Genomic DNA, 14,816 nt, shown 5'->3' with positions numbered 1-14,816 from the left:
TTAAATTTTTTTCCCAAAAAATGAGCATTCCCGTCACCAGAAAAAACATCCATTTCCTACCCGATTCCAGCAGGGTGATCGCCCGGTTTTTCATGAACGGTGATCAGCGAACGATCGAGTTGGTGAAAAGGCTTCAGCTTCTGGATGATAAGCAGGTCCATACGACGCTGGAGCATACGCTCATGGGGTTTGCTAACCGTCATCGGAATATTTCACGGTTGTTTTTCAGGCATTGTGAGTATATCCGCGGGATCATCGAATCGATGGGGATCAGCTATACTGATCTGTCAGACGAACGAAAGATGCTTATCGGCTCCTACCTCACCATGGAGTATTCCGTTGAATCCGCTGCCTTTTTTAACCCCTCCATATTTGAAGATATGGACCAATCCAATCTGCACCGTGGAGAAAAACGCGTGATCCTTTCTTTCAGGGCCACTGGTGAAGGACACATCTCCTCCGTTGTATTTCGCAGGGGAATATTAAATAAAAACAATGACCTCACCATGATGCCCGTAGGCGATCATGTAGATATGGCTGATATCCTGCATAAAAAAATGTATGATAAAAGTCGGTTTGTAAAGAAGCTGGGGGAAATGCGGATACCAAATAAATATTCCAAAACCATTATGGAGGGGTTGCCTGAAAAGTTTGAGTATTACTCACTGAAAGTGGCGGTTGATAAAGTATTAGCGGATAGTACCATCAGTGCGGAAAGAAGAATGGCCCTGGAGGAGCTGACCTGGCTGGCTGATTCTTTTTATGATGTAGCATTTCACCGGGATTCGGACATATCAGAGCGGGTGATCTTTCCTGTATCTGATTCGGAGAGCAAGGGCATAGAAGATGCCCGGTTTGTGCGCTTTACCGAAGATGATCAAACGGAAAAAATATATGCCACCTACACGGCCTTCAACGGACATACCATCCTGCCCAAACTGCTGACCACAGAGGATTTTTACACGTTCCGCATCATGCCACTGCATGGTAAAGGGGCATTGAATAAGGGCCTGGCTCTTTTTCCCAAAAAGATTAACGGAAAGTATGCCATGCTCGCCCGGATAGACGGAGTGAACAACTACCTGATGTACTCGGACAGAACTAATGTGTGGAATGACCCGGTCCGGATCCAGGAGCCCAGGTTTCCGTGGGAGTTTACCCAGATCGGAAATTGTGGGTCACCACTATGGACGGAAGAAGGCTGGCTGGTCATCTCACATGGGGTGGGCCCGATGCGGCGTTATTGCCTGGGGGCGTCATTGTTTGATCTGGACGATCCGTCCAAAGAGATCGGCAGGTTGGAGGAGCCCTTGTTGGTGCCAGCCGAAAACGAGCGGGAAGGCTATGTGCCTAATGTGGTTTACTCTTGCGGTTCGATGATCCATAACAACAGTCTTATCCTGCCTTACGCGGTTTCGGACTACTCCTCCACCTATGCGGTAGTGGATTTGGCAGAGCTGTTTGATGCGCTGAGGAGATAGTAGAATCACCGAACATTATCCTGTCCTGCCGCAGTTGGTGTTCGTGCCGCTGTTGGTGTTGTCACCAACAGCCTTTAAATGACAACACCAACAAAGGTGGCGACAAAGGCGGATTTCTAAATTTTATCTTACTTTTGTACGGAAATCCCGTACATTTAAATTATGGACAGTGTTAGTGTAAATCGTTTCAGGGAAAAGCTAAAGTTTTTTGTAGAGGAAGTCATCAATACGCATATTCCCATCAAGGTTACCAGGAGGTCAGGGAAAGATTTTGTAGTACTAAGCGCGGAGGATTGGGAGCGGGAGCAGGAGACATTATATGTCTTGCAAAACAGCAGCCTGATGAAACAAATCCTTGAATCTTTGTCCACCCACCATAAAAATAAGGGGTATGCGCCGACAAAAGACCAGATGAATGAGATCACTGGTTTTTGAAGGAAATACCTGGCAAGCTTATGAACAGTTAAGAGACAAGGATAAAAAGCTGCATAGATCCCTCTGCAAATTACTGAAGGAAATGCTGCGCTCAGATCCTTCGTCCGGATTGGGGAAACCGGAACCGCTAAAGCATAATTTATCCGGACTTTGGTCCAAAAGAATTTCACAAAAAGACAGGCTCATCTATAAGTTTGATGATGAGTACATATACATTTTTGCAATAGGAGGTCATTATGATCAGTTAGTGTAAGCTGATTGGTCTGTGCCTTGAGCCGCAGTTGGTGTTTCGCGCCGCTGTTGGTGTTGTCACCAACAGCCTTTTAAGTGGAAGAAGGTTCTTTGTTGGTGACAATGCCAACAAAAGCAGAGAAATAGAACTCCATGCTGGCACTACTACACTCCATGCCGATACCAGCCCCTCCATGTTGGTACTATCACCCTCCATGTTGGTAATATAACCCTTCATGTTGGTACTACCACCCTTCATGTCGGTACTACAACCCTCCATGTCGGTACTCCCACCCTCCATGTAGACCATGGAGGGTCATCGATGCAACATAACAGAATAATATTCTGCATGAAGGGTGATTAATACGATATGATAGAATAATATTTGGTATGTGGACTTGTCTGCCGACATGAAGGGTAAAAGTCCGGCTGATTCTTTGTTGGTGACAACACCAACAAAGGCGGAAGAGGTAGCAGAACTGATCATCCTATAACCATCAGACGGTTCCTTGCCGCTGTTGGTGTTGTCACCAACAGCCTTTAAGGGGACTAATCGTAGGCATAAGTCAGGAAGGAATATTTTGTTTGACCAGTGAAGTAGAAAGAGGCAGATGAGAATTCATATTCTTCCGGTAACAGGCACAGCCCTGCCTTCACGGGATTATCATGAATATATTCCAATTTCTGATCAAAAACTGCCGGACTATACAAATCAACAGACAATGGATTCCTTTGCCAGAATTGATATTCCCGGTCTTTTAGGTTTACTCGGAATTTGTTTAGCAGGGGATTTTGACTATCAAGAAGTGAGTATTTCATTTTTTGTGCGGTAAATTTTAAGAAATCCCTTTGAACATCTTTAAGTGCATGGTTTTTCCGCATTTGCCAGATCAGATGGATATGATCATTCATAATAACAAAGGCATAAAGGATGATACGTTCACGTTTTACGAGAAATTCAAGACTGTCCGTGATGACGCGCTTGTGAGAGTCATCTTTCATGATTGGGATCCAATCGAGGATAGAGGCGGTGAAGAATTGTGGATGTTCATTCAGCAGTTCCATTGGTTAAAGCTACGAAAAGATTTTTTTCCACCGCTGTTGGTGTTTTCACCGACAGTCTTTAGTGGAAGGAGATTTCTTTGTTGGTGACAACACCAACAAAGGCGGTAGTCATCTTTCATGATTGGGATCCAATCGAGGATAGAGGTGGTGAAGAATTGTGGATGTTCATTCAGCAGTTCCATTGGTTAAAGCTACGAAAAGATTCTTTTCCACCGCTGTAGGTGTTTTCACCGACAGCCTTTAGTGGAAGGAGTTCTTTGTTGGTGACAACACCAACAAAGGCGGTAAAGTCTTTATCTGCCAGCAAGTTTATTAGAGATCTTATTTCTGATGTAGATCCCAAGAGTGAATAACCACAAGATCACCGTCTCCAGAACGTAGACCATGGGAGGCCAGAGGTCGTGAAAAGCCAGGAAATAAACGATTAATATACTCAGCACAACCCAGATCCAGATACCGATCTTAGACAACATCGAAAATCCCGGAGGCAGATTAAGGGTATCACGAATAACCCAACCCAGCAATGCAAAAAAGAGAACAGAGCATACCAGATGGGAATTCCCGATCATGGCATGGCTCATGTTATCCGGAGCATGTGTAGGGATCAGTGCAGACAACATACTCAGTATTCCGGTAACTATGAGTATCCATCCATTTCGTCTTGAGATCATGCCATACAGGATAAGGATAAGTCCGAAAGGGATTATTAAGATCAAAAACAAAAGCTTTACTTCCGTGTAGTAGTAGGCGCTGATAGATCGCTGAAATATGTGGTCAGCGCCGAGGAGCCACATTCCCAGGGGAAGCACAAGTGGCAGGATTAAGGTCAGAACGCCGAGGATGAGTCTGAGTACTTGTTTTGGTATGGGAATGTCGATGGTCATGGTCACTAAAGAAAAACAGTGACCCAACAAATACAGTTTGAAGATATTAAAGATGTAAGGTTCTTGTTACCACATGTAAGGTTCTTGTTATGACGAGATGCTTCGTAAACGACCGATGACGCATTTTTAAAACATGCTGTATTTCAAAGCTTTACAATCTCGTCATCAGTGATTTTGTGGCCCTATCTAAAAGGGCTTAGCCCTCAGCATGACGGAATACAAATTGATTCCCGCTATTGGTGTTCCTCGACGCTTCGGTCACGACATCAACAAAGGTGACAGTCGTCCTGCCACTTTGAGTGGGTGACGACCAGATCTTCAAAAAAGGGCGATCCGCCCGCTGGCGGACCGCCCATTGCAATAGCCTTAGCTATTGCTGCCTTAGTTTGCCTTTATGATTCGCTTTTTGAGTATCTGTTCCCCATTTTGAATGATGACCAGGTACATACCCGGGGAAAGAGATGATAAGTTCATCCTGATTTCCCGGCCATTTGATCTAAGGAGCTCCCTGCCATTAAGATCTGCTAACCTTACATCAACGGACTTTACCGCATCAATGCGTAAGTAATCCGCAACCGGGTTGGGATAAACTGCCACCTCTAACTCCTGACCCAGGCCAAGAGGTGATGCTTCATTTACCGTGAAGATGAATTCATCAGAAACCGTTCCTCCATTACCATCATTGGCTGTCACGGTGATCGTGCTTGTACCTATCCCAATTTCATTGATCTGTAGATGATCATTGGCAATCAGCTCAACAGTTACCACACTTTCAGCGCTGCTGCTTACCGTGATGGTTAGTGCATCACCATCTTCATCTTCAAACACATCTGCATAGCTAAACTGAGCAGATCCGAATCCTTCCGTAGCGGATGTTTGATCCTCTAATGGGTTTACCACTACCGGAGCATTATTCGGGACCTTATTTACCGTTAAAACCTGCTCTACCGGAGTAGCTGCTGCGTAATTTGTATTGCCAGACTGGTTGGCCGTGATCGTTGTGGTGCCTGCACCAACGATTGATACGGTGTTTCCTGAGATGGTCGCTACACTTTCATCAGAACTGGTAAAAGTCACGGCATTGCCGCTTGCTCCGCCGGTAGCGGTGAGGTCAAAGTTTGCATCGCCAAAGGTTTTGGCTTCAATCACTCCAAAAGTGATCGTTTGGCTGGCCTGGTTGACGGTCAAAACCTGCTCAACCGGAGTAGCTGCTATGTAATTTGTATTACCCGCCTGGCTGGCTGTGATCGTTGTGGTTCCTGCACCAACGATCGTTACGGTGCTTCCACCTGTCCCGCCCGAAGCGGGAGAGATGGTTGCCACAGTTTCGTCCGAACTGGTAAAAGTCACGGCATTGCCGCTTGCTCCGCCTGTTGCTGCCAGATCAAAGTCAGCATCACCATAGGTTTTATCTACAAGGGCCTCAAAAGTGATCGTCTGGCTGGCCTGGTTGACGGTCAAAACCTGCTCAACCGAAGTAGCTACTATATAATTTGCATTACCCGCCTGAGAGGCCGTGATCGTAGTGGTGCCTGCGCCAACGATTGTCACTGTGCTTCCTGATATCGTTGCTACATTTTCATCCGAGCTCATGTAACTCACCACTAATCCTGAACTGGCTGTTGCGGTCAGGTCAAAGTCAGCATCACCATAGGTTTTATCTACAAGGGCCGCAAAGGTGATCGTTTGGCTCGCTTGGTTGACCGTTAATGTCTGATCAACTGGACTAGCTGCGGTATAGTTGGCATTCCCCGCCTGGCTGGCGGTGATCGTGGTACTCCCCACACCTGTTATGGTCACGGTGCTTCCTGAGATGGTTGCTACAGTCTCATCTGAACTGGTAAAAGTCACGGCATTGCCGCTTGCTCCGCCTGTAGCCGTCAGATCAAAGTCTGCATTCCCATAGGTTTTATCTGCCAGCGCTTCAAAGGTGATCGTTTGGCTCGCTTGGTTGACCGTTAATGTCTGATCAACTGGACTAGCTGCGGTATAGTTGGCATTCCCCGCCTGGCTGGCGGTGATCGTGGTACTCCCCACACCTGTTATGGTCACGGTGCTTCCTGAGATGGTTGCTACACTTTCATCCGAACTGGTGTAAGTTACTGCATTGCCGCTTGCTCCGCCGGTTGCTGCCAGATCAAAAGCTGCATCGCCATAAGTTTTGGCTGCAAGCGCTTCAAAGGTGATCGTTTGGCTCGCTTGGTTGACCATTAATGTCTGATCAACTGGACTAGCTGCGGTATAGTTGGCATTCCCCGCCTGGCTGGCGGTGATCGTGGTACTCCCCACACCTGTTATGGTCACGGTGCTTCCTGAGATGGTTGCCACGGTCTCATCCGAACTGGCATAAGTCACGTCCAGTCCTGAACTGGCCGTAGCGGTGAAGTCAAAATCCGCATCACCATAAGTTTTGGCCGCAAGCGCTTCAAAGGTGATCGTCTGACTCGCTTGGTTGACCGTTAATGTCTGATCAACTGGACTAGCTGCGGTATAGTTGGCATTCCCCGCCTGGCTGGCGGTGATCGTGGTACTCCCCACACCTATTATGGTCACCGTACTGCCTGAAATGGTTGCCACAGTTTCATCCGAACTGATATAAGTCACTCCCAGCCCTGAACTGGCCGTTGCTGCCAGATCAAAAGCTGCATCGCCATAGGTTTTTGCTGCAAGTGCTTCAAAGGTGATCGTCTGGGCAGCCTGGTTGACCATCAATGTTTGATCTACCGAAGTAGCCGCTGTGTAATTTGCATTACCTGCCTGGCTGGCGGTGATCGTGGTGGTGCCTGTGCCAACGATCATTACGGTGCTACCTGAAATAGTTGCCACGGTTTCATCCGAACTGGTATAAGTCACTCCCAGCCCTGAACTGGCCGTAGCGGTGAAGTCAAAATCCGCATCGTCATAAGTTTTTGCTGCAAGCGCTTCAAAGGTGATCGTTTGGCTGGCCTGGTTGACGGTTAAAACCTGCTCTACTGAAGTAGCCGCTGTGTAATTTGCATTACCCGCTTGACTGGCCGTAATAGTGGCCGTACCTCCGCCTACTATTGTCACCGTGCTGCCTGAAATAGTTGCCACGGTTTCATCCGAACTGGCATAAGTCACGTCCAGTCCTGAACTGGCCGTAGCGGTCAGGTCGAAAGCTGCATCGCCATAAGTTTTAGCTGCCAGCGCTTCAAAGGTGATCGTTTGGCTGGCCTGGTTGACCGTTAAAACCTGCTCTACTGAAGGAGCCGCTGCATAATGATCATTACCAGCCTGGCTGGCCGTAATAGTGGCCGTACCTCCGCCTACTATTGTCACCGTGCTGCCGGAGATGGTCGCAACGTTTTCGTCTGAGCTGGAAAAAGTCACCGGATTTCCGCTTGCTCCGCCCGTGGCGGTCAGCTCAAAGTCTGCATCGCCATAGCTTTTTACTTCAAGTGGCCCAAAAGTAATTGCCTGGCTGCACTTTGCTATTTGATCCCCGGTGATGGTCCAGCCATAGCCGCCACTCCCGGTGGCGGTGGTGAGCAGGTCACGGGCCGGAGCTCCTTCACAGGAATAGGTAAGGCCAGTAGCACCAAGAGATACGCCGGTGGGGATTGCTGTTTCACCTACATCGAGGGTAGCCCAACCTGTCAGGGTGGCATCATAGTTTTGTGTGGAAAGGCCGCTACCATTGAACATACCGCTCATGCTGGTCACCTTGCTTACGTCCCATGCACTCAGTCCCGATCCTTCGGGATTAAAGGAAGAGGCACCATTGAACATATAGTTCATTTTGGTCACCTTGCTTACGTCCCATGCACTCAAGTCGCCATTAAAGGAAGTGGCATTATAGAACATACCCCACATGTGGGTCACACTGCTCACGTCCCATTCGCTGAGTCCCGCACCTGCGGGATTAAAAGAAGTGGCTCCAGAGAACATAAAGTTCATATTGGTCACATTGCTTACATTCCAGCCGCTCAAGTCACCATTGAAAGCGGAGGCTCCAGAGAACATATAGCTCATGTCGGTCACCTTGCTTACGTCCCATGCGCTCAGTCCCGATCCTTCGGGATTAAAAGAAGTGGCTCCAGAGAACATATTGCTCATATTCGTCACATTGCTTACATTCCAGCCGCTCAAATCGCCATTGAAAGCGGAGGCTCCAAAGAACATATTGCTCATGTTGGTCACATTGCTTACGTCCCATGCGCTCAGTCCCGATCCTTCGGGATTAAAGGAAGTGGCTCCAGAGAACATACGAAACATATTCGTCACATTGCTGACATTCCAGCCGCTCAAGTCGCCATTGAAAGCGGAGGCTCCAAAGAACATATTGCTCATGTTGGTCACATTGCTTACGTTCCATTCGCTCAGTCCCGAACCTTCGGGATTAAAGGAAGTGGCACCATCGAACATATAGCTCATGTCGGTCACCTTGCTGAGGTTGGGTGCATCGGTGGCAGTCAGGGTGAGGTTGCTACACCCATAGAAGGCACCATGCATAGAGGTCCAAGCCTGGGTGCCCCATTGTTCGATGGTCAGTATTTTTTCTTTGTTGTTGTTGGTGTTGTTGAAATAAATGCGGGGGAAGTCGCCTGAAATGGATACGGTGTAGGTACCGGCCTCTGCATATTGATGGGTGGCATCACCGGTATAGAAGTTTTCGTCCACAGTGCCATCGCCCCAGTCTACGGTGTAGCTGTAGCCGGTGCTTGTAGTAGGGATGGTGATGGATTCGCTGGCAGAGTTGGTCTGCCAGGTGGTGATGAAGGGCAGGCACTCCTGGGTATCCCCGGATATGGACCAGCCGTAGGTGCTAATCAAGGAAGTGCGTGCGGCAGCTCCGTTGCAATAAGTAAGGCCGGTGGCACCAAAACTCACATTGTCAGGGATCACTGTTTCACCTGCTTCGGTATCCAGGGTGGCCCAACCGCTCAATGTAGCATCGTAGTTTTTGGTGGATAATCCGCTGCTGACGAGCATACTCGTCATATCCGTCACACTACTGATGTCCCAGCTGCCGAGGGACTGGTTAAATGCTGTGGCGTTACCGAACATATCGTACATCACCGTCACCTTGCCCACATCCCAATTGCTGATGTTTTGGTCAAATGCTGAGGCACCAAAGAACATATAACTCATATCTGTCACGTTGTTTACGTCCCATTGGCCAATGTCCTGGTTAAAAGCCGCGGCATCAAGGAACATGTAGCTCATATCCGTCACATTACTCACATCCCAATTACTTATGTCCTGATTAAATGCCGTGGCTTTACGGAACATACTTTGCATGTTTGTGACACTGCTCACGTCCCAGTCACTCAGTCCCGATCCTTCGCCATTGAAGGATGACGCTCCATTGAACATAAAGCTCATATCGGTGATCAGCTTGAGGTAGGGAGCTTCGATGGTGGAAACGGTGAGGTTGCTACATCCGGAGAAGGCATGTGCCATGGAGGCCCAGCCCTTGGTGCCCCACTGCTCCACGGTCAGTATCTTGTCTTTGTCTCCGGTGTTGTTGAAATAGATGCGGGGGAAGTCTCCGGATATGGATACGGTGTAGGTGCTGCCATTTTCTAGCCCTGTAATGGTGTAGTCCCCGGTTTGTCCGCTTGCGGAGCCTTCACCTGTACCGGAGTTGGTCAGGTTGGTCCAGCTAATATCATAATTGTACGTTTCGCCCGAGTTTGTAGGGATGGTAAGTTCCCCGTCATTTGTTACCCAGGTGGTGATAAATGGCTCGCATTCCTGGGTATCTTCGGATATGCCCCAGCTATAGGTGCTAATCAGGGTGGCACGTGCTACAGCCCCATTGCAGTAGGTAAGCCCCGAGGCGTCAAAAGGTAGGCCGGTAGGGATTGCCGTTTCACCTGCATCAAGTGTAGCCCAGCCTATCAGGGTAGCATCGTAGTTTTTGGTAGACAGGCCGCTATTCTCTAGCATTGATCTTATATTAGTGACACTGCTTATGTCCCATGCACCCAGGTTGCCATTAAAGGCGGAGGCATTATAGAACATTTCCCTCATGTCGGTAACACTGCTTACGTTCCATGCGCTCAGTCCCGATCCTTCGGGATTAAAGGAAGTGGCTTCATTGAACATACGAAACATATCCGTCACATTGCTTACGTCCCATGCGCCCAGGTCGCCATTGAAGGCGGAGGCACCATTGAACATATCGTTCATGCTGGTCACCTTGCTTACGTCCCATTCGCTCAGTCCCGATCCTTCGGGATTGAAGGCAGTCGCAACAGAGAACATAGCGCTCATGTTGGTCACACTGCCCACATTCCACCCGCTCAGGTCGCCATTAAAGGCGGAGGCAACATTGAACATACCGCTCATGTCGGTCACACTGCCCACATTCCACCCACTCAGGTCGCCATTGAAGGCGGAGGCACCATTGAACATATCGTTCATGCTGGTCACACTGCTGACGTCCCATCCGCTCAGTCCCGAACCTTCGGGATTGAAGGAAGTGGCGCCAAAGAACATACCGCTCATGCTGGTCACACTGCTGACGTCCCATTCGCTCAGTCCCGAACCTTCGGGATTGAAGGAAGTGGCACCAGAGAACATATAGCTCATATTGGTTGCACTGCTTACATCCCATGCGCTTAGGTCGCCATTGAATACACTGGCTCCATTGAACATATCTGACATGTCGGTCACCTGCTGAAGATTTGGTGCATCGGTGGCGGTCATGGTCAGGTTGATACAACCTCTAAAAGCGGATTGCATGCTCTGCCAGGCGATATCGCCCCATTGTTCTATGGTAAGGAGTTTTCTTCTGTCGTCTCCGAATGGAGTAAAATAGCTGCGTGGGAAGTCCCCGGAGATCTCCACCCGGTACGTGCCCGCCGCACCAAAGTCGATGGTGTGAGGGGTGTTGGTATCATCGAAAGTGATCTCGGCTCCTTCATTGTTGTTCGTTTCATTGCCTACTTCTTCCCAATAGACCGTATAGTTGTAGCCAGTACCTTCAGTCCTGATGCTGATGGATTGGTCATCTGACGAACCGGGGTTGTCGGTCTTCCAGGTGGTGATGAAGGGGGCCGGATCGAAAACTATGCCGAGACCACTGGAAGGGCCGGTAGCGTTGAGCACTATGGCGGCTGATGAAGAGGTGAAGGCTGCATCGGTAAACTCAAGGGTGATATCGGCCACATCATTGGCGCTTTGGTGATCTGTGGCATTCCCGCTTAGGGTCAGTACCGCTTCGGCGCTGCTGTTTAAAGTCAGGATAGGGGTAAGCCCGTCGGGGATGTTATTGACGGTGACTTCAGTGCCAATATCCAAAAAGCCATTTTCGTTAGCATCCTGAAAGGTGTCTCCTGTGAGGGTGATCGTAGCAGACCCAGTCACTGAGCCGTCGTTGGCAGTTGTCTCCCAAAAGTTCGAGCTGGAGTAGGTAAGGAAAGGGTTGTCGGTAAAGGCTATACCTAAATCACTGCTGGCCGGGCCGGTGGCGTTTTCTACTTCGGAGGCTATCCTAGTTGCAAATGCTGCATCGGTAAATTCGAAGGTGATGTCTGCCACGCCATCAGCATTTTGATGGATAGTAGCGTTTCCTGTGAGGCTGAGTTCTGCCACTGTGCTGCTAGTGAGGGCAATGATTGGGAACAGCCCGGCAGGGATATTTTGGATACTTACTTCACTCCCCACATCCAACAAGCCGTCTGCATCGTCATCCTGAAAGGTATCTCCGGTCAGCGTGATGGTGATCGAGCCTGTGACCGAACCATCGTTGGAAGAGGATTCAGAAAAGCCATCGCCACCATACTGTACGTCCAGCAGGTTCTTCAAGGAATAGAGCACTTCACCACCCGAGGCCTGAAGGGCCATGTACAGTTTACTCTGATAGGCTTCCATACCAAATCCTTCTTCCGTGCTATAGCCTTCTGGCAAGTCAATAGCCAAAAACTCCGACCCGTCATATTGGTAAAGCGCTCCGTATATACCACTTGATCCATCATCGAGAACCACATAAAGTTTATTGTCATAAACCTCCATATCGTAGTTTGAGGCCATGCTGTGATTTTCCGGTAAGGTGACCTGGGTAAAGGAACTTCCGTTGTATTGGTATAGTGCTCCGTAAATACCACTGGAACCATTTTCCAGAACTATGAATAGATTGCCTTCATATACCTTCATATTGAACTCCGAGGCTACTGTCAGATCATTGGGCACAGACACTTGTGTTAGTACCGATCCATTGTAAGAATAGAGTGCCCCATAGATCCCGTTTGAGCCGTCTTCCAGTGCCATATATAGCAATCCATCAAAAACAACCATGCCTTTATCTGAACTTGTTTTATAGCCTTCAGGTAAACTAACAGCCAAAAGCTCCGCCCCGTCATATTCATAAAGCGCCCCATATGTACCGCTTGATCCATCCTCGAGAACCACGTAAAGCTTATTGTTATAAACCTCCATTTCGTAGTTTGAGGCCAATCTATGGTTTTCCGGTAAGGTGACCTGGGTAAACGAAGCTCCATCGTATTGGTACAGTGCCCCGTAAATGCCGCTGGAACCATCTTCCAGGGCCATGTATAGATCACCATCATATACCTTCATGTCGAATGCCGAAGCTACTTCCAATCCATCTGGTAGCGTTACTTGTGTAAAAGTTGTTCCATTGTAAGAATAGAGTGCCCCATAGATACCATTGGAACCATCTTCCAGTATTACATAAAGATTGTCATTATAAGCGATCATTGGATGGTCAGACGCCATTTCATAGCCTTCAGGCATAGTGGCAGTGTTAAATTCTCCCGATGACGGACTGTCCGGTTCGGTGACTGTGACACTGGCCTCCGAAGTGGCACTATTGTCGTCGGTAACTGTAACCGTATATTCTCCGGCTGTGAGACCAGTGATAGTAGCCGTATTACCTCCATTATTCCAGGAGAAGGTGTAGGGCCCCACTCCTCCTGTGGCCGATGCTGTAACCTCTCCATCATTTCCCCCAATTGCTGTGACATCTGAATCCACATTGATAGAGACAACTAATTCATCGGGCTGGGTGATGGCGGCAGCAGCCTCAACTGAAGCACCTAGTGCATCGGTCACCACCACTGAATAGTCGCCAGCGGTCAATCCAGTGACTGTGGCCGTGGTTGCCGTATTGCTCCATTGATAGATATAAGGCTCTGTTCCTCCGGTGGCCGAAACGGTAAGCTGACCTGTCGACTCGCCATAGATCAACACATGCGCATCTACGCTGATGGATGCTTCCAGCGTTCTGCCAATACCTGTAATATTAAAGGTATAAGGATCTGAACATCCTGAAACATTGGCAAAGCTGAACACTGCATTTTTTTCACCATCAGTGGTAGGAGAAAATGTGATGGAAAAAGTAGTCGATTCACCGGCAGCAAGCTCAGTGGCCGTAGCTGTCAGATCAAGCTCAAACTCAGCAGCGTTATCACCAGCTAGTTCGGATATTGGGTTGGTTGAAAGATCAATAGAAGTGGATCCATGATTGGTAATGGTGAAAACACTGGCTTCAGAACTTTGATTGATCACTTGTGTGCCAAAATCGTAAGTATCGCCACTTAAAATCAGGTTTCCAGATTCCTGAACCTCCAAAGGGAAGCCTCTCCAGCCAGATGCATCCAGATAATTGACAGTACCGTCTGATCCCCCACTTACCGCATTCGTTGCTACCGTACTACCATTTGCTTCATTCAAGGGCCAGTAAGCCACCAGGCCACTTTCACTACCGGTAAGCAAGCTATTTCTGTTATCAGCAATTTGCTGTTCGGTTCTGACCACATTCCAAACCCTAACCTCAGCCATTTCTCCGTTATTAAATTTGTATGAGCCGTCTTTTCCTCCAATGTAAAAGGTGGAACCAACATCAAAAGTGGAAGTAGAAGTGATGCTGCCTGCAGCTACTCCGTCAATAAAGATAGAGGTTGTGACGGTCCCTCCGGACTCACTCCATGTAGCTGCAAAATGATGCCAGGAGTTGGCTGTAAACCCGAATGTGGAAGTATTGGAGATATAAGACCCATTGGTATATCCCGTACGAAAATGCATCCCTACTGCGCTATGAAGCGAAATATAAAATGCCGATTCCGAAGGATAATCATAGTCATTCGCAAAGAGTTTTTCATCACCACCATAACTACTCCAGTTTTCCTTTTTTATCCAGGCTTCCCAGGTACCTGACCCTTGAGTGACCCCGGACAATTCGGTGATCGTAGTGCTGACGTTCGTTGCACTACTGAAATAAAGTGTAGTTCTTCCACAATCCCCGCTAGCCACCGGGGGCTGGGCGAATGCCGAAATGGTAATAAACATAAACAATATGGTGAGGGCTACATTAAGGAAGCTTTGTGATGCTGACATCTTGTTTCGGTATAAATAGGTGATCATGTCTTTTGCGGTTTTAAAAGCGGTTAAAATCAAGTGGTTTTTCATGTGTTCAAGCTTGCGAAATAAGCGGTTTGCTGCCCAAGCTTGATCGTACCGGTTGGTGTTGCTCAATAATTGGGTTGAGCATCATGCTCATTTCATCCTGAATAAAAATTAAAATGATGGGCTAAGGACTCCAATAGCTCACGGGAACAAAGCAAGTCTATAATGGTGGCCTGATCCTGACATAAGAGGCCACTGATGCGCCACCAGAAGCCCCAAACCGGACATATCATGCCCCAATCCTGACATACACACAGAAGATCATGGAAAGGCAGTAGGTCGGACTTTAGTCAGACCGGTTCCGTGCCAGTTTGCCAACCCCGAT

General features: G+C 48.3%; 6 protein-coding genes. 3 read left to right on the top strand and 3 right to left on the bottom strand.

The features are described 5' to 3' along the window. Positions 1 to 20 precede the first annotated feature (20 nt). From AC3E9V_RS19355 to AC3E9V_RS19345, 3 genes are all read left to right on the top strand, one after another. Positions 21 to 1,481, top strand: a complete 1,461-nt coding sequence (locus AC3E9V_RS19355; RefSeq protein WP_488749808.1) for a glycoside hydrolase family 130 protein — start codon at positions 21 to 23, stop codon at positions 1,479 to 1,481. Positions 1,482 to 1,643: 162 nt separating this feature from the next. After that, the gene (locus AC3E9V_RS19350) at positions 1,644 to 1,916 is read left to right on the top strand and encodes a type II toxin-antitoxin system Phd/YefM family antitoxin (protein ID WP_488749807.1); all 273 of its coding nucleotides are present in this window, start codon (positions 1,644 to 1,646) and stop codon (positions 1,914 to 1,916) included. Continuing rightward, the gene (locus tag AC3E9V_RS19345) at positions 1,897 to 2,169 is read left to right on the top strand and encodes a Txe/YoeB family addiction module toxin (protein WP_488749806.1); all 273 of its coding nucleotides are present in this window, start codon (positions 1,897 to 1,899) and stop codon (positions 2,167 to 2,169) included. The genes AC3E9V_RS19350 and AC3E9V_RS19345 overlap by 20 nt, the downstream gene beginning before the upstream one ends. A gap of 527 nt (positions 2,170 to 2,696) precedes the next feature. On the opposite strand, the gene AC3E9V_RS19340 is transcribed toward AC3E9V_RS19345, so the two are convergent. From AC3E9V_RS19340 to AC3E9V_RS19330, 3 genes are all read right to left on the bottom strand, one after another. Further along, a complete protein-coding gene (locus AC3E9V_RS19340) occupies positions 2,697 to 3,212 on the bottom strand; it encodes an REP-associated tyrosine transposase (RefSeq protein ID WP_488749805.1) in 516 nt (171 codons plus the stop codon). A 293-nt stretch (positions 3,213 to 3,505) separates the two neighbouring features. Then, entirely contained in the window at positions 3,506 to 4,096 is a 591-nt protein-coding gene (locus AC3E9V_RS19335; protein ID WP_488749804.1) for a hypothetical protein, read from the bottom strand. A gap of 381 nt (positions 4,097 to 4,477) precedes the next feature. Next, positions 4,478 to 14,449, bottom strand: a complete 9,972-nt coding sequence (locus tag AC3E9V_RS19330; protein ID WP_488749803.1) for a BspA family leucine-rich repeat surface protein — start codon at positions 14,447 to 14,449, stop codon at positions 4,478 to 4,480. Positions 14,450 to 14,816 lie beyond the last annotated feature (367 nt).

It is taken from the genome of Marinoscillum sp. HNIBRBA16962 (genome assembly GCF_057801515.1).
This window is presented reverse-complemented; position numbering and strand designations above follow the sequence as displayed.

What these genes read in the sequence shown, in the direction of transcription:
- AC3E9V_RS19335 (WP_488749804.1), bottom strand. Translation starts at nt 4,096, where the DNA reads ATGACCATCGACATTCCCATACCAAAACAAGTACTCAGACTCATCCTC.
- AC3E9V_RS19330 (WP_488749803.1), bottom strand. Translation starts at nt 14,449, where the DNA reads ATGATCACCTATTTATACCGAAACAAGATGTCAGCATCACAAAGCTTC.
- AC3E9V_RS19340 (WP_488749805.1), bottom strand. Translation starts at nt 3,212, where the DNA reads ATGGAACTGCTGAATGAACATCCACAATTCTTCACCGCCTCTATCCTC.
- AC3E9V_RS19355 (WP_488749808.1), top strand. Translation starts at nt 21, where the DNA reads ATGAGCATTCCCGTCACCAGAAAAAACATCCATTTCCTACCCGATTCC.
- AC3E9V_RS19350 (WP_488749807.1), top strand. Translation starts at nt 1,644, where the DNA reads ATGGACAGTGTTAGTGTAAATCGTTTCAGGGAAAAGCTAAAGTTTTTT.
- AC3E9V_RS19345 (WP_488749806.1), top strand. Translation starts at nt 1,897, where the DNA reads ATGAGATCACTGGTTTTTGAAGGAAATACCTGGCAAGCTTATGAACAG.